We start from the raw sequence: 21,840 nt of genomic DNA on the forward strand, positions 1-21,840 counted from the left end.
TCACCCGCCCCGCTTCATCGTCTCGCGGGCGATGACCAGCTTCTGGATCTCGCTGGCGCCTTCGTAGATGCGGAAGATGCGCACGTCGCGATAGAGCCGCTCGATGCCGTAGTCTGCGACATAGCCGGCGCCGCCGAAGATCTGCACCGCCCGGTCGGCGACGCGGCCGACCATTTCCGAAGCGAACAGCTTGGAGGAGGCCGCCTCCAGGGTGACGCTGTCGCCGGCGTCGCGCTTTCTGGCGCTGTCCAGCACCAAGGCCTTGGCCGCCAGGGCCTCGGTCTTGCTGTCGGCGATCATCGCCTGGACCATCTGGAAACTGGCCAGGGCCTGGCCGAACTGCTTGCGCTCGGCGGCGTAGGCCACCGAGTCGGCGATGAGGCGCTCGGCGACCCCGACGCAGATGCTGGCGATGTGCAGGCGACCGCGGTCCAGGACCTGCATGGCGATCTTGAAGCCCTCGCCCTCAGGCCCAAGCCGGTTCTCGACCGGGACCCGCACGCCCTCGAAGATCACGTCACAGATGTGGGCGCCTTGCTGGCCCATCTTCTTTTCCGGCTTGCCGACCGAAAGCCCCGGCAGGTCGCGCGGGACCAGGAAGGCGGAAACCCCCGGCGCGCCCTTCTTGTCCGGGTCGGTGCGGGCCATGACGGTAAAGAGGCCGGCCTTGTTGGCGTTGGTGATGTAGCGCTTGGAGCCGTCCAGCACGTAGTGGTCGCCGTCACGCCGGGCGCGCGTCTGCACGGCGGCCGAATCAGAGCCGGCCTCGGGCTCCGTCAGGGCGAAGGATGTGACCGTCTCGCCCGAGGCGATGCTCGGCAGCCACTTCGACTTCTGCTCGTCGGAACCAAACATGACCAGGCCCTGGCTGCCGATGCCGACATTGGTGCCGAAGGTCGAGCGGAAGGCCGGCGAGGTGCGGCCGAGCTCGAAACAGACCAGGCACTCCTCCTCCATCGAAAGGCCCAGGCCGCCGTATTCCTCGGGGATCGACAGGCCGAACAGCCCCAGATCGCGCATCTCGGCGACCACCTCGTCCGGCACGGCGTCGTTCTCGGCCACCTGGGCCTCGATCGGCCGCAGGCGCTCGGCGACGAAACGGCGCACGCCCTCGATCAGCTGATTGCGGGTTTCGAGATCGAGAGCCATGGCGTTCCCCTTGCCGTTCCGGCTATGCAGCGTCGCAACTGATCGAGGTTCATAGAGCGCGGAGAGGGGCGGAGCAAACATGGCCGACGGCGAGGATCTTTTTCCCGACCGCCCGCTGATCGCCGAGGGCGAATGGGCCGGCTGGCGGCTATGGCAGGGCAGCGACCCCTATGAGGACCTGAGCGGACCCTACTATTCGCGCGTGGAGCCCGACGGGTCGGTGCTCGCCGCCTTCCGCGCCGAGAATAAGCACATGAACGGCGGCGGCTTCATGCACGGCGGCTGCATGCTGACCTTCGCCGATTACTGCCTGTTCGTCTGCGGCCGCCACGCCCTGGCCGACACCCACGCGGTGACTGTGTCGCTGAACGCCGAGTTCGTGGGACCGGCCCATGTGGGCGACCTGATCGAGGGCCGCGGCGAGGTGGTGCGGGCCGGCGGCTCCCTGGTGTTCCTGCGCGGGACCATTTCCACCGGCGGGCGGACGATCATGACCTATTCGGGGGTGGTGAAGAAAACCCGCGCGCGCGCCTAGCCTGCCAGCGCCATCGCCGCCCGCACGCCCAGGATCAAACCAAGGCTCATCACCAGGCCGCCGGAGAGATAGGGCGCACGGCGCATCCAGCCATCCAGGCCCTGCCAGCGCTGCGTCGCCTTTCTGAGGCCGACCGCGGCGACGACGCCGAAGGTGACCATGGTCAGGGCGAGGCCGACCGAAAAGCCCGCAACCAGAACCGCGCCGAGGGCGATCTTCTTCACCTGCAGGCAGAGCAGCAGCACGGTGATCGCCGCCGGGCATGGGATCAGCCCGCCGGTCAGGCCGAACAGGATGATCTGGCCATTGGTCACCGGCTTGCCGGCGAAGCGGCTCATGATCTCGGCGGCGTGCTCGCGCTCGTGCGCATCCTGGGCCTCGCCGGCCGCCTCGAGCAGGGCGTGCGGGTCGAAGCCGTGGTCGTGATGGTGGTCATGGTCGCATTGATCATGGTCGTGATGGCCATGATCGTGGCTGTGACCATGATCATGGGCATGGGCGGCGGCCCTCGCCTCCCGCGCCGTGCGCCAGATCATCCAGGCGGCGATCGACACGATGGCGATCGCCGAGGCCAGCTGGAACCAGGGCTCGCTGGTCTCGACGTTCAGATTGCGGCCGAACCAGAGCCCGCCCAGGGCCACCAACCAGACCACCAGGGTGTGGGACGCCGTCGCCGACAGGCCCAGCATCACCGCCTGGCCCACCGTGCCGCGGACGGCGATGATGAAGGCTGCCATCATGGTCTTGGAATGGCCCGGCTCCAGGCCGTGCAGGGCGCCGAGCAGCACTGCGGTCGGGATGAACAGCCAGAGGTTGGCCGAGCCGGCGGCGATCAGGTGGGCGAGGTCGGGCATGATCAGGCCGCGGCTCCGCGCGGGCCGGGCTTTTGCAGCAGCAGGTACCAGGCGTGGTTGAAGGCGCCTTCCTCGACGATCTCGAACCCGGCCGCCTTCGCCATGGCCCGCCAGGCGGACTTGGGCGTCAGGAACATGGACAGGACATTGGCCACGGCGAACATCGACATCCCCGGGACCCAGATGGCCATCAGGAAGCGTCCACCGGGTTTCAGCACGCGGAAGGCTTCGGCGAGGCCCTTGGCCTTGCCGTCCCCCAGGTGGTCATAGACGTGGGTGCTGGCGATGGAATCGAAGTCGCCCTCGCCGAAAGGCAGCGCGGTGAGGTCGCCGGACTCGATCGTCACCTTGTCGCTCAGGCCCGCCAGCTGCAGGTTCCGCTCCAAAAGCGCCCGGCCGCCGTCGTCTATGTAGCCGGCGTCGAAGCGGTCGACGGCGATGATGTGGCCGCCGCGCACGATGCGGCCCAGCGCAATGCTGGTACGCCCGGCGCCGCATCCGGCGTCCATGACCACGTCGGCCTCCCCACGCAGAAGGTCGACCATGGGCAGCACCGCCTGATCCTGCCGGCGAAAGCCGCGCATGATCGAATTGCCGGCCAAGAACAGGCAGGCCAGCGCCACCAGGGCGAAGGCCAGCGGCCAGAGGCCCGGCGCCGAAACCTGCACAGCGACCGCCGCAGCGAGCGCGATCAGGGCGGCGATGCCTAAGCCGTTCATCCAGCCCGGCCCCCAGCCGAAGTCGAGCCGGTCGCCGCTCGCCGCCCGGTTCTTCCGCGCCCGGCGGAAGTGGTCGCGCAAGCCGCCGAAATAGAGCGAGGAGAGGATCACCACCGCCCCCACCAGATGGAAGCCGGCGAACAGGATCAGCGAGGCCGACACGGCCTTCAGATGCGGCACATAGATCATCAGGGCCGCCCCGGCCGCGAGGCCGACAAGGCCGAAGATCCAGAAGTGGCTGTGGGCGTGATGGGCCATCGGCCCGGCCTTGCCGTCCGCCATGGTCGCTCCTCCGTCTGTGTGGTTGCGGCCGCCCTGGTAGGCGGTCAGAGGTACTTGGTGAGCTGCTTGATCTCCTTCAGGTCGGCCTTGGCGCTCTCGCCGCCGCCGTCCAGGCAGTGCTCGATATGGTCGTGGATCAACTCGCGCTTGGCCGCGCCCACAGCCGCCTCCACCGCATGCAGTTGCTGAGCCAGATCGAGGCAACTGCGCCCGTCCTCGATCATCTTGACGATCGAGCGCAGGTGCCCTTCGGCCCGCTTCAGGCGGGAGGCGATGGCGGGGTGGGATGCGTGCTTGTGTTCCATGTCGATTATCCTATCCCCCTGGATAGGATAGAGTCAATCCGTTCGACGAGACTCCACAAATCAGATCAAAAATCCAATTTTTGATTCGACAGTCTAATTATTCAGGCCTAGTGAATTCGGTGTTTGCTGTCCGGAAGCCCGCCCCATGCCCACCGCGCCCATCCTCAACGAGACCGAGATCCTGGCCCTGCTGCCGCGGATCAACGTCGCGAGCGCGCTTCGCCGCATGTTCGCCGCCCTGCACGCGGGCGAGGCGGTGCAGCCGCCGCAGACGGTGACCCTGTTCCCGAAAGACGCCGGCGACTTCATCGCCTATGCCGGGATGCTGGCCGGCGAGGCCGCGTTCGGGGTCAAGCTGTCGCCCTACATCGTGCGCAAGCAGGGGCCGCTGATCACCGCCTGGACCCTTCTGATGTCGGCCGAGACCGGCGAGCCGCTGCTGCTCTGCGACTCCAAGCGGTTGACCACCGAGCGCACCGCAGCGACCACCGCCCTGGCCGTCGACCTGCTGACCGCGCCCGACGCCGGGACCCTGGCCATCGTCGGGACCGGCGACATCGCCGAAGCCCACCTGCGCCGCGTCCTGCCCTTGAGGGCCTGGCGCGATATCCGCATCACCTCGCCCTCGATCGAGCGCCGGCCAGCCGCCGACTTCGCCCGCTTCACCGACCTGAGTGAAGGGGTGCGGCTATGCGCCAACCTCGCCGAGGCGGTGCGGGACGCCGACGCCGTGCTGCTCTGCACCTCTTCCGCGAGCCCGGTGCTGGACCCGGCCATGCTGACCAAGCCCGCCCTGATCACCTCGATCAGCACCAACGCCCCCCGCGCCCACGAGGTCGCGCCGCAGGCCATGACCGCCTTGGACGTCTATTGCGACTACCGCCGCACTGCGCCGCTCAGCGCCGGCGAGATGGTGATCGCAGCCGAAAGCCACGGCTGGTCCGCAGACGCCATCCTCGGCGACCTGCCCGAACTGGTGGCCGGCGCGGTCCAGCCAGCCTTCGGCCGCCGCCACCGCTTCTTCCGCTCGATCGGCATGGGCTTGGAAGACATCGCCGTCGCCGCCGAAGTGCTGCGCGCCCACAATGAGGAGACCCGCCCGTGAAGATCGCCCCCTTCGCCGTCGAAATCTGGATGAACGCGCACGAGACCCGGTGCGTGCACAACATCGCCGAGACCTGCATCGACTCCATCCCCTTCGGCGAACTGATGGCCCTGGCCGGCAAGGACAATGTGATCCTGGAGGAGCTCAACGGCCTGAAGCTGACCTATGGCGCGATCGAGGGCAGCCAAAGGCTGCGTGAGGCGATCGCCGCGCTGTACCAGGGCCGCGGGCCGGACGAGGTGCTGGTGACCCACGGGGCCATCGGGGCCAACGCCCTGCTCTACGAGACCCTGGTCGAGCCGGGCGACGAGATCGTCTCGGTGGTCCCGACCTATCAGCAGCACTATTCTATCCCCGAGAGCTACCAGGCCGAGGTCAAGCGCCTGCAGCTGAGGGCCGAGCACCGCTACCTGCCCGACATCGCCGAACTCGAGGCCATGGTCGGGCCGCAGACCCGGCTGATCGCCATGACCAACCCCAACAACCCGACCGGCTCGGTGATGGACGAGGCCATGCTGCGCCAGATCGTCGAGATCGCCCGGCGGCACGACGCCTGGCTGATCTGCGACGAGGTCTATCGCGGCGTCGAGACCGGGGACCAGCCGACGCCGCCCTCGATCGCCGACCTCTACGACAAGGGGATCGCGGTCGGCAGCATGTCCAAGGCCTTCGCCCTGGCGGGCCTGAGGCTCGGCTGGATCAGCGCGCCGCGTGACCTGCTCGAACGGGTGATGATCCGCCGCGACTACAACACCATCAGCGTCGGCATGATCGACGACCACGTCGCCGCCATCGCCCTGGAGCACCGCGAGGCGCTGATGGCCCGCAACCGCGAGATCGTGCGGGTCAACCTCAAGATCCTGGATGACTGGGTCGCCGGCGAACCCCGGATCTCATGGGTGCGGCCCACGGGCGGGACCGTGACCCTGCTGAACTACGACGCCGAGCTGAGCTCAGAGGATTTCTGCCGAAGGCTCCTGCAGGAAACGGGCGTCCTGATGGTCCCGGGCTCGGCCTTCGAGATGGAGAGGACCGTGCGCCTAGGCTTCGGCAACGGGACCGAGACGCTGAAGGCGGGCCTGGCCGGCCTGTCGCGCTTCCTGAAGGGCCTGCCGGCTTGAGCGCGAACCAGCAACTGCTGGCCCGCTGGACCCCCTTTGCGGACGGCATCGCGGCCCTGCTCCATCCTCATGTCGAGGTGGTGGTGCATGACCTGTCCACCCAGACCGTGGTCCACATCGCCAACAACCTCTCCAAGCGCTCGCTGGGCGACGAATCCGCCCTGGACGAGATCGAGTTCGATCCGGACGAACAGGTGATCGGCCCCTATGGCAAGGTGAACTGGGATGGCTCGATGATGCGCTCGGTCAGCATCGTCGCCCGGGACGACGCAGGCGCGCCGATCGGCCTCGTCTGCGTCAATCTGGACATCTCGGTGTTCGAGCGCGCCAAGGCCGCGCTTTCCCTGTTTCTTGGGGAAGCCCCGCTGCCGCAACAGCCGGAAAAGCTGTTCCGCGACGACTGGCAGGAGCGGATCAACATCTTCCTCAACACTTGGCTGGCCGAGCGCGGCCAGACCCTGGCCGCCCTGGACCGGCGCGAGAAGAAGGCCCTGGTCGAGGCCCTGTTCGCCGAGGGCGCCTTCAGGGGCAGGAGCGCCGCGCCCTATGTCGCTGAGGTGCTGGGCCTCTCCCGCGCCACGGTGTTCAACCATCTGAAGGCGCTGAGAGGCTGAGAGGCGTTGCCGTAGATCGATCCGTGTAGTCTCCTTGGGCTAAGACAGGGAGGGCGACCGGCGATGTCGGTGAAGCTTCAACCGCAGGAGAACCGCAGCGGCGATGCGAAGATTGCGCGCCAGGGCTTCGGCCGCGTGCGGACTGACCCGCCACCGCCGGCCTTCGATCCGGAACGCGAGCGGGAGGCGGCCTGCGCCTTCTTCGAACGCTTCGGCTATGTGGTGCTGCGGGCTTGCCTGACGCCGGCTGAGCTGGCCCAGCTGAACGGCTTCTGCGACCGCACCCAGGCCGAGCGGCCAGAAGCCTGGGGCCTGGGCGAACGGCGCAAGCCGCATCATCGCGAACAGGGCCTGATCTTTTCCCAACCCCTGCTCGACCACCCCGAACTCGATCGCTACACGCGCCACCCGCGCTCGTTCGGGGTCGTGGCGCAGCTCCTGGGCGGCGAGGACAGGGCCCGCTTCTCAGAGTTCAATTTTCGCGAGACGCCGGAAGACGCCGGGGCTGGCGCAATGAACTTCCACCATGACGCCGTGCGGGACGACCGGCTCACGCGCACCCCCTACATGCCCTGCGACTGGCTGTGCGCCATCCACTACCTGACCGATGTGGAGCCGGGCACGCCGGCCTTCTGCGTCGTGCCGGGCAGCAACCGCTACGCCAGCCTGAAGGCGGCCTTCGAGGGGCTGGGCGAGGCCTATGCCGAGGTTCCGCTCTATGGCCCGGCGGGGACTTGCGTGCTCTACGACACCGCGACCTTCCACACCCGGCTGGACGGCGACGGGCGCCAGATGCGGCGGACCTGGCACCAGTACTACGCTCGCGGCGGCTGGCTGCGCAGCGCCTTGCCGACCACGGACCGCTATGTCCGCGCGCCTTCGCCCGTGCTGACCGACTGGAACCTGTTCCCGCAGCGGCTGGCCATGAGCCCGGACCCGGCCACACGCCTGTTCTTCTCGCACTGGAACACCGCCCAGGGCGAGTGGGCCGCCAGCGGCTTCGATCCCGAAGTGCGCAAGGCCATGCCGCGAGGAGAACAGTAGGCTGAGGTGCTGAAGGCCGGGCGCGAGCGCGGCTGCAAATCCGGCTCGGGTGTTGGCAGCCACGGCCATTTTTCAACCCTTGCCAATTGGCGGCGAATTCAGATCGCGCCCGCCGCGCCGATTGGTCGCAATTGCAAATACGAGCGATTTGCTTCGCCGAGGACTAAGGTCCGACTCGCCGGGGGCGGCGAATAAGTGGCAGGGCCCGCCCCGGCGAGCGGCAGGGCGGCATGAAGCCAGTTCAGTCTATCGGCTCTCGCGTTCAGCTCGTCGTCGGCGTTCTGGCCGCCGTGCTGGCGGCGTTTTGCGTGATGGCGGCGTGGCGTGCGGAACAGCGCCGCGAACAGGCCGACCGCGTGGTCCGGGTGACCGAGGCTTCGCGCGTGATCTTTGCGTTCATGAACAACGCGCGCCTGGAGCGCGGCACATACGTGCTGGGCTTTTCGGAAGACGCTCGGCCTACGCCGGACGAGATCCGCTATCGCGCCGACCTGCGCGCGCGCAACGCCAAGGGCTTTGCAGCCACGATCAAGGCTCTGCGCGGCCTGTCGAGCCAGGGCCAGTCCTACGGCCTCCAGACCATCGAGCAGCGCTGGTCTGCAGTCTCTGCTCTGAGGGACGCGGCCGCCGCCGCGTTGCAGGCGCCCCCGGGACGCCGCCCCGCCGACCTGTCGAACCCGTGGTTCGCCACCGTTACCGCACTGACCGATGCGCTCGATGCGACCAGCGGACAGCTTGCGGCCGAGGTGAGCCGGGACGATCCGATGATCGCCCGCATGATGAACGTCGGCCGCATGGCCTGGTCGGTGCGAGACGCGGTCGGCACCGACATGGTCATGCAGGCCCGGGCCAACACCGGCCGCGCGCTGACGCCTGAGCAGCAGAGCGCCTTTGACACCATGGTCGGCCGCATCGACGCGCCCTGGCGGCTCTTGAAGGACTACGCCGGGGTCGACGCCTCGCCGCGGCTACAGGCGGCCATCGCCAAGGCCGACGAAGCCTATTTCAATGTAGACCGGGCCCGTCGGAGCAAAATCCTGGCCGCCTTCGCCGCCGGCCAGCGTTCGCCCTTCGAGACGCACAAGAACATGCAGGCCGACACTGTCGCGCTCGACAGTCTGATGGGCGTAGCCGGAACGGCGTTCGACCTCGCCGCCGAGCGCGCGGCGAGCCAGGCGGCCTCAGCCGAGCAGGAATTCTACGAGGCGCTGGCGATCATGGTGCTGGTGATCATGATCGGCGCCCTCGCCTGTCTGTTCGTCAACCTGCAGGTGCTTAGGCCGATCGACCGCATCACCCGGGCCACGCGCGAGGTCGCGAAGGGCGACCTGGCCCTGGCCGTCCCCGGGGTCGGGCGCTCGGACGAGGTCGGCGAACTGGCGCGGGCGCTGAGCGTGTTCCAGGCCAACGCCCTGGCCAAGCTGAAGGCCGACGAGGACCTGCTGGCCAGCCGGGTGGCCCAGGAGACCGCCGAGGCCGCCGCCGTCGCCAAGGCCCAGTTCCTGGCCAATATGAGCCACGAGATCCGCACGCCCCTGACCGCCGTGATCGGCTTCGCCGGCCTGCTCGATCGTTCCAGCGCCCTGCCGGAGCGCGAGCACGGCCACGTCCGCCGCATCGTCGGCGCAGGCCAGGCCTTGCTCAGCCTGGTCGACGACATCCTCGACGTCTCGCGCATCGAGTCGGGACGCGTGCAACTCAATCCTGGCCCCACCGGGCTGGAGGACTTTCTTGCTGACGCCCTGGCCCTGGTCGGCCAGGAGGCGGAACGCAAGGGGCTGGAGCTGCGGCTCGACCTGCCCGCCGAGGCGCCGCGGTGGGTTCATATCGACCCCGACCGCACCCGGCAGGTGCTGCTGAACCTGGTCGGCAACGCGATCAAGTTCACCGAGCACGGCCGCATCGTCGTCGCCGTCGGCTATTGGGGCGCGCAGGGCGGGTTCCTGAGGATCGCGGTCAAGGACACCGGCGTCGGGGTGGCGCCCGCCGACGCGGCCCGCCTTTTCCAGCGGTTCTCCCAGGCCGACGAGTCCAACACCCGCCGCTACGGCGGGGCGGGGCTGGGCCTGGCGATCGCCAAGGGCCTGGTCGAGTTGATGGGCGGCCAGATCGGCGTCGAGAGCGCCGAAGGCGTCGGCTCGACCTTCTGGTTCACCGTCGCTGCGCCGGTCGCGGATGCGCCGACCGCCCAGGCCGCAGCGATTGAAGAGCCCGATCCCGAACTCGCTCCCATGCGCATCCTGCTGGTCGACGACGTGACCAACAACCGCGACTTGGTGGCGACCATGCTCTCGCCCTTCGACATCGAGATCGTCGAAGCGGTCGATGGAGCCGAGGCGGTCAGGGCCGCCGATCGGTCCCGCTTCGACCTGATCCTGATGGACCTGCAGATGCCCCGAATGGACGGCCTGGCGGCGACCCAGGCGATCCGTGCGCGGTCGATCCGCAACCAGGCGACGCCGATCCTGGCCCTCAGCGCCAATGTGCTGCCCGAACAGGTCGCCGCCTGCAAACGGGCCGGGATGAACGACCACATCGCCAAGCCGGTCAATCTGGAGGATCTGGTCGGCAAGATCGAAACCTGGACCGCTACGGCGGAGGCCCGCTAGGCCCGGCGCGGCCGGTTGGCCTCGGCAGGGTCGAATGAGTATAGTCGCGCTCGTTCCACGATAGGCCCGCCTAGAGGCCGAGGGACGGAGGCGAGGCCATGACTGCGAGCACCACCAGCCGGCGCGCGTTCCTGGGCGGGGCGGCGGCCCTGCTTCCGGCCCTGGCGCGGGCCCAGAACCTCGACCCGAGAAGCGCCGACAGCGTGGTGCTGAACGCCCGGGTGCTGACCGTCGACAAGGGGTTGCCCAAGGCCGAGGCCTTCGCCGTTCGCGGCGGCCGCTTCATCGCCGTCGGCCGCTCGGAGGACATCAAGGGCCTGGTCGGTCCGGGAACCCAGGTGCTCGACGCCAAGGGCATGGCCGTCGTCCCGGGCTTCATCGACTGCCACAACCACGCGCCCGGCGAGGAGCTGCTCTACGAGGTCCTGGTCGGCAATCCGTACGAAGTCGAGTTCGTCACCATCGACAGCATCATCGGCAAGCTGCGCGAGCGGGCTGCCAAGACCCCGCCGGGCTTCTGGGTCGAGGGCTTTTTCCACGACGACACCAAGCTGAAGAGCGACCGGCCGCTGAACCGCCACGACCTGGACCAGGTCTCGTCCCAGCATCCTGTGATGGTGCATCACCGGGGCGGCCATACCGTATTCGTCAATTCCAAGGCGCTGGACCTGGCCGGGATCACCAAAGCGACCCCAAATCCCTTTGGCGGCACCTACGACCACGGGCCGGACGGAGAGCTGAACGGGCGGGTCACCGACCTGGCCGACCGTGTGTTCTATCGCGTAGGCCAGCGGCCGAGCTTTACCGCGGCGGAAACCGCCGAGCGGGCGCGGGCCGGTCTGGCGCACATCTCCAGGCAGTTCGTGCGATACGGCCTGACCAGCGTGCACCACGAGGCGGGCGACCTTTCCGCCCTGCAGGAAATCCGCGCCCGCGGCGATCTCCTGCACCGGGTTAGCTACGAGGCCGACGACGCCGGCGTCGACCGGCTGATCGCCGAAGGGGTCAGGAGCGGCTTCGGCGACGAGTGGCTGCGTTTCGGCGCCACCTTCGAGCACCTGGTCGACGGTTCGTTCTCGGAGCGGACCATGGCCCTCTCGACGCCCTATCCGGGCTCGAACCCGCCCTATCGCGGCAATGTCACCCAGACCCAGGAGGACCTGAACGCCTGGATCGAGAAGGTCTGGCGGGCGGGTGTCCAGGTGAACTGCCACGCCAACGGCGATGTGGCCATCGGCATGTACCTGACCGCCTGCGAGCGGGCGCAGCAGCTGTTTCCGCGTGCGGACGCCAGGCCCAAGATCACCCACTGCACCCTGGTCAATGACGACCTGATCCGCCGCATCAAGGCGGCCGGCGCGGTCCCGGCGGTGTTCTCCACCTACCCCTACTACAATTCCGACAAGTTCAAGTTCTATGGCGAGGCGATGCTGGAGCACTGCATCGCCATCCGACAGATGCTGGACGCGGGCGTGGTGGTGGCGGCCGGCTCGGACTTCCCGCCGGGGCCGTTCTCGCCGCTGATGGCGCTGCAGGCCATGGTCACGCGCACCGGCTGGGACGGCAAGACCTGGGGCGCGAACCAGCGGGTCAGCGTGGAGGAGGCCTTGCGCGTCCACACCCTGAACGGCGCCTACAATTCCGGCGAGGAGGCGATCAAGGGCTCGATCACCCCCGGCAAGCTGGCCGACTACGTGGTGCTGGCCGACAGCCCGGCCGAGGTCGATCCAGCGAAGATCAAGGACATCGAGATCGTGCGCACTGTGACCGGCGGGGTGGCGCGGTATCAGGCATAGGCGCCGAAGCGCCAGGCCCAGTAGTTGCGCAGGGTCCGGACGATGGGGTTGGCGGCCTGGACGGCGCCGAAGTCACGGATCAGGCGGCGCAGGCTCGGCTCGGCCACCAGGCCGGCCGCCTCCTTGTAAGGAAACCAGCGGGCGGTGCGCTCCCCCTGCTCCTTGAAATCCTCCACCCGCTCCTCGACGCGGAACGGAAACACGATCACCTGGATGGACTTGGACTGCTCTTTCTTCAGGCGCTTGAGGTAGTGGTAGGAGCCGATCGGCCGCTGGGCGATCTCGCCGATCAGGCCGGCCTCTTCCGCCGCCTCGACCGCCGCCGCCTCCTGGGGGCTGAGCCCGCCCATCGGCCAGCCCTTGGGGATCACCCAGCGCCCGGTGTCGCGGGAGGTGATCAGCATGACCTCGACCCGCCGCCCCTCCAGGCGATAGGGCAAGGCCGCGTACTGGATGCCGGTGACCTTGAACGGCTTCACTGGAACACCGATCCGCCGACCGCGTAGAGCAGGGCGGCCACGAGCCCGGCCATGGGCATGGTGATGATCCAGGCGGTGACGATGCCCCGCGCCACGCCCCAGCGCACGGCCGAGGTGCGGCGCGCCGCGCCGACGCCAACGATGGCCCCGGTGATGGTGTGGGTGGTCGAAACCGGGATACCGAGGGAATTGGCCATATAGAGCGTGATGGCCCCGCCAGTCTCCGCGCAGAAACCCTGCATCGGGCTCAGCCGAGTGATCTTCGAGCCCATGGTGTGCACGATCCGCCAGCCTCCGCTCAGCGTGCCGAGAGCCATGGCCGCCTGACAGGCCAGCACCACCCAAAGTGGCACCTGGAACGCGCCGTGACCACCCTGATGGACGTAGAGCAGGACCGCAATGATGCCCATGGTCTTCTGCGCGTCGTTGCCGCCGTGACCCAGCGAATAGGCGGCTGCCGAGAAGAACTGCAGGATACGGAACAGCCGATCCACGGCCGCTGGCCGCGAGCGCACGAACAGCCAGGTGACCAGGCCTACCAGCACCAGGGCCAGCAGGAAGCCGAGCAGGGGCGAGACCACCACGCCAGCAGCAGTCTTGCCCACCCCCGCCCAGACGATCGCCTTCAACCCGCCCTTGGCCAGGCCCGCGCCGATCAGGCCGCCGACCAGGGCGTGGGACGAGGACGAGGGGATGCCGGCGAGCCAGGTGACGATATTCCAGACGATGGCGCCGCCGAGCGCCCCGAATATCAGCCGGTCGGTGACCAGGCTGACCGAGATGATGCCCGAGCCGATCGTATGGGCCACATGCAGGCCGAAGAACAGGAAGGCGACGAAGTTGAAGAAGGCGGCCCAGACCACCGCCCAGCCGGGCTTGAGGACCCGGGTCGAGACGATGGTGGCGATCGAATTGGCGGCGTCGTGCAGGCCGTTCAGGAAGTCGAACGACAGGGCGACGGCGATCAGCAGCCAGAGGGTGAGCGAGGTCAATTAAGCCGCCCCGCCGTCAGAGATGCTCGATCAGGATGCCGCTGATCCCGTTCGATACGTCCTCGAACCGGTCGAGCACCTTTTCCAGGTGGTCGAACACCTCGGCCCCGGCGATGAAGTCCATCGGGCGGTTCTGCGAGGCCTTGAACAGGGCGCGCATGCCCTGGTCGTAGATCTCGTCCGAGCGGTTCTCGATACGGGTCACCGCCTCGGCGATGGCGTTCAGCTGGGCGGCGTTGCGGCGCATGTTGCGCAACAACTCCACCCCTTCGAGGGTCAGATAGGCCGCCTGGATGGCGAGGTCGCCCAGCTCGCGCATCTCCGGGCTGAATTCGGTCATGTCGAACAGCATGATCGACTTGGCGGTCTTCTGCATCTGGTCGATGGCGTCGTCGAGCGAGGTGGTCAGGTCACGGATGTCGCTGCGATCGAACGGGGTGACGAAGGTGCGGCGGATCTCGAGAAACACGGCGCGGGCGATCTCGTCCGCCGCCGCCTCGTGCCGCACGATGTCAGCGCAGGCTCCCGGGACGGCGTCGCCGCCGTTCAGGAGATTGCGCAGCGCCTCCGCGCCCTGGACCAACTGCCGGGCATGATCGATGAAATGATCGAAAAAGCCGTGCTCACGCGGCAAAAGAGCCTGAAACCAGCGCATTCAACCCGCCTCCCTGCCGCTGGATATAGACTCGACTCACGCGCTGGCGAGCACTTTTTATCCGTGTGCGGCGTTTTCGCCGCAGGCCGTCAGAACTCCAGGCATATCTTGCCGAAATGGCGCTGGGCGATCTGGTGCTCGAAGGCGGCGGCGATCCCCTCCAGCGGGAAGCTTCGGTCGATCACCGGACGAATGCCGGTCGCCTCGACCGCGGCGATCATTTCCCGCTGCTCCTGCTTGGAGCCCACCGTCACCCCCTTGATGGTGATGTTCTTGGCCATCACCGTGGCGGTCGAGATCTCGCCCGCCCAGCCGGCCAGGACGCCGATCAGCGAGATATGGCCTCCGAGCCGTGCGGCGGTGATCGACTGGCTCATGGTCCCGGCCCCGCCGATCTCGACCACCGCATCGACCCCGCCCTTCGACCAGGCGGCTGCGGCCCGGCCCCACTCGGGCTCTTCCTTGTAGTTGATCAGGTGATCGGCCCCCAGCGCCTTCAGCCTGGCCAGCTTTTCGGCCGAGGAGGAGGTGGCGACCACCCGGGCGCCCATGGCCTTGGCCAGCTGCAGGGCGAAGATCGAGACCCCGCCGGTGCCCTGGGTCAGCACCACGTCGCCGGGTTTGATCCGCGCCTCGACCACCAGGGCCCGCCACGCGGTCAGCGCCGCGCAGGGCAAGGTGGCGGCCTCGGCGAAGGACCAGCCTTCGGGCTGGCGGGTGAAGGCTTCGGCCGGCATGGCCACCAGCTCGGCGGCAAAGCCGTCCGCGCCGTCCCCCGGGACCGCCGCCATGCGCTCAACTGCGGGCAGCCCGGCCTCCCAGTGGGGGAAGAAGGTCGAGAGGACCTTGTCGCCGGGTTTGAAGACGGAGACGCCAGCCCCGACCTCGACCACCTCGCCGGCGCCGTCGGACATGGGGATGCGGCCGTCGGGCGTCTTGATGATCCCGGCGACCACCGCATAGTCGTGGAAGTTCAGCGAGCTGGCGCGCACCCGCACCAGCACCTCGCCCGGCCCCGGCCGAGGGTCCGGACGCTCCTCGATGACGATCTTGTCCAGCCCGCCGGGGGCCTTCAGGGCGGCGACTTTCATCCGGGATCCTCCTGCGGCGTGGGAGCGCCTTTGCTTGTCGGCTCAGTCGAACAGCCCCCACGGCCCGTGGCAATTCCCCTGCCGTTACGGCGATCCCGGCTTTATGCGCCTCACACTCCAGCCTGGGCCGCCGGGCGGGCCATCATGGCGTCGTACCAGCGGCGGACGTTGACCAGTTCTTCCGGCGGCTTGAACCTGGCCATGCGGGCGAAGTCGATGGCGGTCGCGGCCAGGATGTCGGCAATGGTCACCCGATCGGCGGCGATGAATTCGCTCTCGGCCAGGCGCCGGTCGATCAACTTCAAGCCGCGGGCGCCCGACTGGCGGCCGTTCTCGGCGATCTCGGGGATCTGGGTCTCCAACGCCGCCAGGGCCGGGTGGCTGTGGCGGACGGCCATCATCAGCGGCGTTGCGACCAGCATCTCGGCGCGGCGGGACCACATTTCAATGATCGCCGTCTCCTTCGCATCGCGGCCGAACAGGTTGGGCTCGGGATAGACGCTCTCCAGATAGCGGCAGATGGCGACGGATTCGGTGATGGCCGTGCCATCGTCCATCTCCAGGGCCGGAACGTTGGCGGCGCCGAATTTCTGCAAGTATTCGAGCTGCTTGTGCTGGCCGCCGAACAGATCGACGTCGATAATCTCGATATCGTCTATGCCCTTCTCGGCCATGAACCAGCGAACACGGCGCGGATTCGGCGCTCTGCGGCTGTCGAACAGTTTCATCCCCGGATCTCCCAAAATTAATTTTCTGTCATCAACAGAATTTGGCCCAAGAATTGGCGCATTCGGCCGTCGCCTTACCTCGATTTAACTTGGTTCCGCGAGCGGCCGGTGGCTCTTATCGGGCCAAGGCGCGATCCTAGCTCAGCCTCGCGCCCCTTGTGGGGAAAACCGTGTCGCTCGCCCTGGCCACGCTGATCTACGAATGGCGCCGCTACATGGCGGCGATCATGGCGCTGGCCCTGTCGGGCGTCCTGATCATGGCCTTCGTCGGCCTGTTCGCCGGCATAGCCGGGGCCTTCACGGCCACCATCGACCGTTCCCGCGCCGAGATCATGGTGATGTCGCCCCAGTCCGAAAGCCTGATGGGCGACGGCCAGGGCCTGCCGGCCCGGGTCGAGCCGCTGATCTATCTGAATCCCGACGTGGTGGACGTGAAGGACATGGAGGGCGACGGAGCTCTATGGAAGAGCCGCCCCGTGCCCGGCCAAAAGCAGAAGCACGAGTTCGTGCAACTCTTCACCGTCGGCACCGAGAAGGGCTCGGTGACCCTGCCCACCGACTTCACCGAGGCCCAGCGCCTGGCGCTGATGGAGCCATATGCGGTCGCCATCGACCAGACCAGCCTTGACCGGCTAGGGGTCAAGCTCGGCGACGCCGCCAGCCTGAACGGCAAGACCGTCTATCTGCGCGCCGTGTTGCACAACTACCCGAACATGGCCCAGGCCACCGTTTACGTGTCGCGCCAGACCCTTAGGCTGCTCGGCATGGGTTCGAAGGCCGACCGCACCGGCCCGCTGCTGGTCCGGATCAAGGACCCTGCCATGGCCATTCAGGTGCGTGACCAGCTCAATGCGAACGCCAAGGGCCTCTATCGCGCGTGGACCCGCGAGGAACTGGCCAGGGCCAACCAGTCGGCGCTGCTGAAGGACCAGATGGTCGGCATAATCATCGTCTTCTCAGTGTTCATCGGCATCGTCATCGGCGTCAGCATAACCTGGCAGACTCTGCGCGGGGCGATCTTCGCCAATATCAAGGAGTTCGCGTCGCTGCGAGCGCTCGGCGTGTCGATGGGCTCGCTGAGGGTGATCGTGATGGAGCTGAGCTTCTGGGTCGGCGTCGCCGGCCTGGCGGCCGCTATCGGCTTCGTCTCAGTGGTCGCTGGTCTAGCCAATCTGGCCAACCTGCCGATGACTTTCCCACTCGGCTTCATGACCTTCGTCTCGATCCTGCTGGTCGCCATCGCCGTTATCTCCGGCGCCCTCTCGCTCGGCGTGCTCAAGCAGAGCCAACCTGCGGACCTCCTCAGATGACCCCCAACGGCCTCCACCTGCAGCCTGTGGGCGCCCTGCGCGCCACAAGCCTGCGCAAGAGCTTCAAGACCGGCCGCACCAAGGTCGAGGTGCTGAAGGGCGTGGACTTCGACGCCCGCCATGGCGAGGTGACCATGGTCATGGGTCCTTCCGGCTCCGGAAAGTCGACCCTGGTGGCGGCGCTGTCCGGCCTCTTGCGCCCCGACGAGGGCGACGTCGTCGCCCTGGGCGAGCCCCTGTGGAGCAAGCCGTCCGGCAAGATCGACAAGTTCCGCCTGGATCACTGCGGCTTCATCTTCCAGGGCTTCAACCTGTTCCCGGCCCTGACCGCGCTTCGCCAGATCACCACTGTCCTGAAATACCAGGGCGTGCGTAACGACGAGGCGAGGGCCAGGGCCGAGCAGGCGCTGGACGAGGTCGGCATGAAGCCGAAGATGAACCAGCGCCCCTCGGAGCTGTCCGGCGGCGAGAAGCAGCGCGTCGCCATCGCCCGGGCGCTCGCCAAGCAGCCCAAGCTGCTGTTCGCAGACGAGCCGACCTCGGCCCTCGACGGCGAGAACGGCCAGATCGTCATCCGTCTGCTTCAGCGCGCCGCCAAGGCGCACGACGCGGCGGTGATCTGTGTGACCCACGACCCGCGCCTGGAGGCCTACGCCGACCGGGTGATCCATATCGAAGACGGCCGGATCCTGGATGATCGCCGCCGTCTCGCCCCGGCCCATGAGGCCCATGAGAGGCGGCTCCAGGGAGCCGAAGTCTGATGCCGCAAATCCTTCGCCGACCCGCAACCTGGCTGGTGGTCCTGGCCGTGCTGACCGTCGTCGCCATCGGCGGCGGCCTTTCCCTGCGCGCCAAGGCCAAGACCGCCCAGGCCGCCAAGCAGGCCCCGCCGCCCGAAAGCCCCTATGCCGCCATCGCCAACGGCAAGGCCGACGTCGAGGGCGGGGTGATCCAGGTCGCCGCCCGCGCCCCCGGCGTGGTGCGCGAGGTGGACGTGAACGAGGGCGAGCGGGTGAAGAAGGGCCAGGTGCTGGCCCGGCAGGAGGACGACCAGGCCCGCCTGGCGGCCCAGACCGCCGGCGCCGACCTGGAGCAGGCCAGAGCCCAGGTGGCGGCGATCCAGGTGCAGCTGACCACCGCCCACCGCGAATATGACCGCCTGGCCAAGCTGGCCGCGGCCAATTTCGTCGCCCGCCAGCAGCTCGACCAGGCCATGGACGCCATCCACGCCGCCGAGGCGCAAGGCGAACTGCAACGCGCCGCAATCAGCGCCGCCGAGGCCCGCCTGGCCCAGGCCCGCTACAACGAAGAGTTGACCATCGTGCGGGCGCCGGCGGACGGGACCATCGTGCGCCGCTACGCCCAGCCGGGCGCCGGCGCCTCGACCCTGAACGTCTCGACCATGTTCGACCTCGAACCCGACACCCCGCACATCGTCCGCGCCGAGATCGCCGAGGCGGCCCTACCGGTGGTGGCCGTGGGCCAGACCGTGCGCATGACCCCCGAGGCCGACCCCGGCAAGACCTTCCAGGGCCAGGTGCTGCGCCGCTCGGGCGTGTTCGGCGCCCGCAAGCTGCTCTCGGACGACCCGGCCGAGGCCGCCGACGCCCGCGTGGTCGAGGTGGTCATCTCCGCCGACGACGCGCCCTTCCTGGTCGGCCAGCGGGTGCTGGTGAAGTTCCTCAAACCCGGCAAGACCGCCGAGGCGGCGAAGGCGGGGGCTAGGGGGTAGGATTTGGGGAGGCCAGCGGACTTTCCTCGGCCCGGGCCCCGAGGGCGACCAGCAGCAGCGACGTCAATGGAGCAGCGCCGCAAGGTAGCCGAACTGATCGAGGCCCTGGGGCGGGCGTCGCCCTGACCTAGCGGAACCCTTGACGCTTACGCGCGCGCGACCCAAAAGGGCCGCCAATTGCGTTTCAAACAGACGTTAAGAGGGCGACATGGCGGACATCCGCTTCGACGGCAAGGTGGTGATCGTGACCGGCGCGGGCGGCGGCCTGGGCCGTCAGCACGCGCTGGAATTCGCGCGGCGCGGGGCCAAGGTGGTGGTCAACGACCTGGGCGGCTCGATGGACGGCTCGGGCGGTTCGTCCGAGGCGGCGCAGAAGGTGGTGGAAGAGATCAAGGCCTTCGGCGGCGAAGCCATCGCCAACGGCTCGTCGGTGACCGATGACGCGGGCGTGGCCCTGATGGTCAAGCAGGCCATGGACACCTGGGGCCGCATCGACATCCTGGTCGCCAACGCCGGCATCCTGCGCGACAAGTCCTTCTCCAAGATGACCATCGAGGACTTCGAACTGGTTTTGAACGTGCACCTGATGGGCACGGTCAAGCCGGTCAAGGCGGTGTGGGAGATCATGAAGGCCCAGAACTACGGCCGCATCATCGTCACTACCTCGTCCTCGGGGCTCTACGGCAACTTCGGCCAGTCGAACTACGGCGCGGCCAAGCTCGGCATCATCGGCTTCATGAACACCATCAAGCTGGAAGGCCAGAAGAACAACGTCCACATCAACGCCATCTCGCCGGTCGCCGCGACGCGGATGACCGAGAACCTGATGCCCCCGGCCATGCTAGAGAAGCTGAAGCCGGAATACGTCACCCCGGGCGTGGTCTACCTGGCCTCGGAAGAAGCCCCGACCGGCGCGATCCTGGCGGCCGGCGCCGGCGTCTTCGCGCTGGCCCGCATCTACGAGACCGACGGCGTGCACCTGGGCGAAAAGGGCTTGTCGGCGGAAGAGGTCCGCGACAGCTGGGCCAAGATCAGCGACGAGGCCGGCCAGCAGGCCTATTTCCAGGGCGGCGAACAGGGCGGGAAGATCTTCCGCAAGCTGTCGGAAGGCTGATCGCTTTTCGAAGCGCGCTTTCGAGGGCGGCCTTCGGGCCGCCCTTTTTCGTTTCAGGCGTGAAGCACAACAGCAGACCGGGCGTTCGAAAAGGGCTTGCCTAGGCCGGGTGACCAGCGTTCAGTTGTAGTCCGAGGCGCCCGCCAAGAGGCGCCCTTTGGTCCGAGCGCTCCAGGAAGTCCGCGTGTCAAAATCCGCCGCCCCAAAGGGCCTCTCGTTTCTCGGCGCCCTCGCCTTCGCCGGCCCGGGCCTGCCCATGGGCGCCTTCGCCGTCGCCCTCGCCGTCTACCTGCCCAACCACTACGCCAGCCGCCTGGGCCTGCCCCTGGCGATCGTCGGCGCGGCGTTCATGGGCGTGCGCCTGATCGACATCATGTTCGATCCGGCCATCGGCCTTCTGATGGACCGCAGCCGCACCCCGCTGGGGCGCTATCGCCTGTGGATGGTCGCTGGCGCGCCGATCTTCGCCTTCGCCGCCTACCAGCTGTTCATGGCCCAGGCGGGGGTCAGCGCGGCCTATCTCGTCGGCTGGCTCTTGGCCTTCTACATCGGCTATTCGATCATCCTGCTCTCGCACATCTCCTGGGCCTCGACGCTGGCCCGGGACTACCACGAGCGTTCCCGGATCTTCGGCTTCATCCAGGTGGTCAGCGTCGCCGGCGCCACGGCCGTGCTCCTGATCCCCGCCCTGATGGCCAAGGCCGGCCATGGCGGCGGCGTGGAAGGCATGGGCTGGTTCCTAGTGGCGGTGACGCCGCTGGGCGTGCTGATGGCCCTGGCCCGCACCCGCGAGCCGCCGCCCCTGAGCGCCCAGGCCGAGCACTTCACCCTCAAGGACTATTGGGAGATGATCGTCCGGCCGGACATGCGCCGGATCATCGTCGCCGATTTCTGCCTGGCGCTGGGGCCGGGCTGGATGTCGGCCAGCTACCTGTTCTATTTCCGGGATGTGCGCGGCTTCACCATCGAGGGAGCCTCGCAGCTGCTGTTGCTCTATGTCGCCGCGGGGTTGATCGGCGCGGCGGTGCTGAGCCGGGTCGCGGTCTGGCTCGGCAAGCACCGCACGCTGATGCTGGCCAGCACCGGCTATTCCCTGGGGCTGGTGGTCATGACGACCTTGCCCAAGGGCAGCTTCGCCCTCACCGCACCCTTCATGTTCCTGATGGGCTTCCTCGCCACCAGCTTCACCCTCCTGGACCGGGCCATGGTCGCCGACGTCAGCGACGCGGTGCGGCTGGAGACTGGCAAGCAGCGCATCGGCGTGCTCTACGCCCTGATCACCAGCGTGCAGAAGGTCGCCGGCGCCCTCAGCATCTTCGTGACCTTCAAGATCCTCAGCCTTGTCGGCTACGACCCCAAGGCCGGCGCCATCAACACGCCGGATGCGATCCATGGCCTTTCGCTGGTCTATCTGATCGGGCCGGTGGTGTTCGTCATGCTGGGGGGCGCCTGCTACTTCGGCTACAAGCTGGACGCCAAGAAACACGCCCAGATCCGCGCCGAGCTGGAGGCCCGCGACGCCCTGGCGCCCGAGCCGGCGGTGCTGGAGACGCTGTCGTCGGCGGCCGGCCTGCCCTCGACCGCCATCGAGCCCGAACCGACCTGA

21 protein-coding genes are annotated in these 21,840 nt (G+C 68.0%); 12 read left to right on the forward strand and 9 right to left on the reverse strand.

Annotation, left to right across the window (positions count from 1 at the left end):
* On the reverse strand, positions 1–1,149 hold the full coding sequence (locus tag KCG34_RS07615; RefSeq protein WP_211939780.1) for an acyl-CoA dehydrogenase family protein: 1,149 nt from the start codon (positions 1,147–1,149) through the stop codon (positions 1–3).
* A 79-nt stretch (positions 1,150–1,228) separates the two neighbouring features.
* On the opposite strand from KCG34_RS07615, the gene KCG34_RS07620 reads away from it, so the two are divergent.
* A complete protein-coding gene (locus KCG34_RS07620; RefSeq protein WP_211939781.1) occupies positions 1,229–1,684 on the forward strand; it encodes a PaaI family thioesterase in 456 nt (151 codons plus the stop codon).
* Here KCG34_RS07620 and KCG34_RS07625 read toward each other — a convergent pair.
* From KCG34_RS07625 to KCG34_RS07635, 3 genes are read right to left on the reverse strand one after another with little or no spacing between them, the layout of a single operon-like run.
* Positions 1,681–2,538: a nickel/cobalt efflux transporter gene (locus KCG34_RS07625; RefSeq protein WP_211939782.1), complete on the reverse strand. Its 858-nt coding sequence runs from the start codon at positions 2,536–2,538 to the stop codon at positions 1,681–1,683. The genes KCG34_RS07620 and KCG34_RS07625 overlap by 4 nt on opposite strands.
* A 2-nt stretch (positions 2,539–2,540) precedes the next feature.
* Positions 2,541–3,539 (reverse strand): class I SAM-dependent methyltransferase, encoded by a 999-nt coding sequence (locus KCG34_RS07630; RefSeq protein ID WP_211939783.1) that lies wholly within the window; start codon positions 3,537–3,539, stop codon positions 2,541–2,543.
* Positions 3,540–3,583: 44 nt separating this feature from the next.
* Positions 3,584–3,844, reverse strand: coding sequence for a metal-sensing transcriptional repressor (locus KCG34_RS07635; protein ID WP_211939784.1), 261 nt, complete (start codon positions 3,842–3,844; stop codon positions 3,584–3,586).
* A 145-nt stretch (positions 3,845–3,989) separates the two neighbouring features.
* On the opposite strand from KCG34_RS07635, the gene KCG34_RS07640 reads away from it, so the two are divergent.
* The 6 genes from KCG34_RS07640 (at position 3,990) to KCG34_RS07665 (ending at position 12,133) form a co-directional block, all read left to right on the forward strand.
* Positions 3,990–4,949 carry an ornithine cyclodeaminase family protein gene (locus KCG34_RS07640; RefSeq protein ID WP_211939785.1) on the forward strand — a complete coding sequence of 320 codons (960 nt, stop codon included), beginning with the start codon at positions 3,990–3,992 and terminating at the stop codon, positions 4,947–4,949.
* Positions 4,946–6,070, forward strand: coding sequence for an aminotransferase (locus KCG34_RS07645; RefSeq protein WP_211939786.1), 1,125 nt, complete (start codon positions 4,946–4,948; stop codon positions 6,068–6,070). The genes KCG34_RS07640 and KCG34_RS07645 overlap by 4 nt, the downstream gene beginning before the upstream one ends.
* Positions 6,067–6,684, forward strand: coding sequence for a helix-turn-helix transcriptional regulator (locus KCG34_RS07650; protein ID WP_211939787.1), 618 nt, complete (start codon positions 6,067–6,069; stop codon positions 6,682–6,684). The genes KCG34_RS07645 and KCG34_RS07650 overlap by 4 nt, the downstream gene beginning before the upstream one ends.
* Positions 6,685–6,753: 69 nt before the next feature.
* Positions 6,754–7,728 (forward strand): phytanoyl-CoA dioxygenase family protein, encoded by a 975-nt coding sequence (locus KCG34_RS07655; protein ID WP_211939788.1) that lies wholly within the window; start codon positions 6,754–6,756, stop codon positions 7,726–7,728.
* A gap of 230 nt (positions 7,729–7,958) precedes the next feature.
* Positions 7,959–10,337, forward strand: a complete 2,379-nt coding sequence (locus tag KCG34_RS07660) for an ATP-binding protein (protein WP_211939789.1) — start codon at positions 7,959–7,961, stop codon at positions 10,335–10,337.
* 98 nt (positions 10,338–10,435) lie between these two features.
* Positions 10,436–12,133 (forward strand): amidohydrolase, encoded by a 1,698-nt coding sequence (locus KCG34_RS07665; protein WP_211939790.1) that lies wholly within the window; start codon positions 10,436–10,438, stop codon positions 12,131–12,133.
* Here the strand turns inward: KCG34_RS07665 and KCG34_RS07670 are convergent.
* From KCG34_RS07670 to KCG34_RS07690, 5 genes are all read right to left on the reverse strand, one after another.
* Positions 12,124–12,612, reverse strand: coding sequence for an NUDIX hydrolase (locus tag KCG34_RS07670; RefSeq protein ID WP_249138260.1), 489 nt, complete (start codon positions 12,610–12,612; stop codon positions 12,124–12,126). The two genes, KCG34_RS07665 and KCG34_RS07670, sit on opposite strands and share 10 nt — an antisense overlap.
* The gene (locus tag KCG34_RS07675; protein WP_211939791.1) at positions 12,609–13,604 is read right to left on the reverse strand and encodes an inorganic phosphate transporter; all 996 of its coding nucleotides are present in this window, start codon (positions 13,602–13,604) and stop codon (positions 12,609–12,611) included. The genes KCG34_RS07670 and KCG34_RS07675 overlap by 4 nt, the downstream gene beginning before the upstream one ends.
* 16 nt (positions 13,605–13,620) lie before the next feature.
* Positions 13,621–14,259, reverse strand: coding sequence for a DUF47 domain-containing protein (locus KCG34_RS07680; protein WP_211939792.1), 639 nt, complete (start codon positions 14,257–14,259; stop codon positions 13,621–13,623).
* Between the two features lie 89 nt (positions 14,260–14,348).
* Positions 14,349–15,350, reverse strand: coding sequence for a zinc-dependent alcohol dehydrogenase family protein (locus KCG34_RS07685; protein WP_211939793.1), 1,002 nt, complete (start codon positions 15,348–15,350; stop codon positions 14,349–14,351).
* 110 nt (positions 15,351–15,460) lie between these two features.
* A complete protein-coding gene (locus KCG34_RS07690) occupies positions 15,461–16,078 on the reverse strand; it encodes a glutathione S-transferase (RefSeq protein ID WP_211939794.1) in 618 nt (205 codons plus the stop codon).
* 170 nt (positions 16,079–16,248) lie between these two features.
* Here KCG34_RS07690 and KCG34_RS07695 point away from each other — a divergent pair, with 170 nt between their 5' ends.
* The 5 genes from KCG34_RS07695 to KCG34_RS07715 all read left to right on the forward strand — a co-directional run bounded on the left by KCG34_RS07695 (position 16,249) and on the right by KCG34_RS07715 (position 21,840).
* Entirely contained in the window at positions 16,249–17,388 is a 1,140-nt protein-coding gene (locus KCG34_RS07695; protein ID WP_211939795.1) for an ABC transporter permease, read from the forward strand.
* Positions 17,385–18,149, forward strand: coding sequence for an ABC transporter ATP-binding protein (locus KCG34_RS07700; protein WP_211939796.1), 765 nt, complete (start codon positions 17,385–17,387; stop codon positions 18,147–18,149). The genes KCG34_RS07695 and KCG34_RS07700 overlap by 4 nt, the downstream gene beginning before the upstream one ends.
* Complete coding sequence (locus tag KCG34_RS07705; protein WP_211939797.1) at positions 18,149–19,120, forward strand: HlyD family secretion protein; 972 nt, start codon at positions 18,149–18,151, stop codon at positions 19,118–19,120. The genes KCG34_RS07700 and KCG34_RS07705 overlap by 1 nt, the downstream gene beginning before the upstream one ends.
* Positions 19,121–19,328: 208 nt before the next feature.
* Positions 19,329–20,234: an SDR family NAD(P)-dependent oxidoreductase gene (locus tag KCG34_RS07710; RefSeq protein WP_211939798.1), complete on the forward strand. Its 906-nt coding sequence runs from the start codon at positions 19,329–19,331 to the stop codon at positions 20,232–20,234.
* Between the two features lie 184 nt (positions 20,235–20,418).
* Entirely contained in the window at positions 20,419–21,840 is a 1,422-nt protein-coding gene (locus KCG34_RS07715) for an MFS transporter (RefSeq protein WP_211939799.1), read from the forward strand.

Source organism: Phenylobacterium montanum (assembly GCF_018135625.1).
GTDB lineage: Bacteria > Pseudomonadota > Alphaproteobacteria > Caulobacterales > Caulobacteraceae > Poindextera > Poindextera montana.

What these genes read in the sequence shown, in the direction of transcription:
- KCG34_RS07680 (WP_211939792.1), bottom strand. Translation starts at nt 14,259, where the DNA reads ATGCGCTGGTTTCAGGCTCTTTTGCCGCGTGAGCACGGCTTTTTCGAT.
- KCG34_RS07700 (WP_211939796.1), top strand. Translation starts at nt 17,385, where the DNA reads ATGACCCCCAACGGCCTCCACCTGCAGCCTGTGGGCGCCCTGCGCGCC.
- KCG34_RS07640 (WP_211939785.1), top strand. Translation starts at nt 3,990, where the DNA reads ATGCCCACCGCGCCCATCCTCAACGAGACCGAGATCCTGGCCCTGCTG.
- KCG34_RS07630 (WP_211939783.1), bottom strand. Translation starts at nt 3,539, where the DNA reads ATGGCGGACGGCAAGGCCGGGCCGATGGCCCATCACGCCCACAGCCAC.
- KCG34_RS07660 (WP_211939789.1), top strand. Translation starts at nt 7,959, where the DNA reads ATGAAGCCAGTTCAGTCTATCGGCTCTCGCGTTCAGCTCGTCGTCGGC.
- KCG34_RS07710 (WP_211939798.1), top strand. Translation starts at nt 19,329, where the DNA reads ATGGCGGACATCCGCTTCGACGGCAAGGTGGTGATCGTGACCGGCGCG.
- KCG34_RS07690 (WP_211939794.1), bottom strand. Translation starts at nt 16,078, where the DNA reads ATGAAACTGTTCGACAGCCGCAGAGCGCCGAATCCGCGCCGTGTTCGC.
- KCG34_RS07705 (WP_211939797.1), top strand. Translation starts at nt 18,149, where the DNA reads ATGCCGCAAATCCTTCGCCGACCCGCAACCTGGCTGGTGGTCCTGGCC.
- KCG34_RS07620 (WP_211939781.1), top strand. Translation starts at nt 1,229, where the DNA reads ATGGCCGACGGCGAGGATCTTTTTCCCGACCGCCCGCTGATCGCCGAG.
- KCG34_RS07625 (WP_211939782.1), bottom strand. Translation starts at nt 2,538, where the DNA reads ATGCCCGACCTCGCCCACCTGATCGCCGCCGGCTCGGCCAACCTCTGG.
- KCG34_RS07685 (WP_211939793.1), bottom strand. Translation starts at nt 15,350, where the DNA reads ATGAAAGTCGCCGCCCTGAAGGCCCCCGGCGGGCTGGACAAGATCGTC.
- KCG34_RS07615 (WP_211939780.1), bottom strand. Translation starts at nt 1,149, where the DNA reads ATGGCTCTCGATCTCGAAACCCGCAATCAGCTGATCGAGGGCGTGCGC.
- KCG34_RS07665 (WP_211939790.1), top strand. Translation starts at nt 10,436, where the DNA reads ATGACTGCGAGCACCACCAGCCGGCGCGCGTTCCTGGGCGGGGCGGCG.
- KCG34_RS07635 (WP_211939784.1), bottom strand. Translation starts at nt 3,844, where the DNA reads ATGGAACACAAGCACGCATCCCACCCCGCCATCGCCTCCCGCCTGAAG.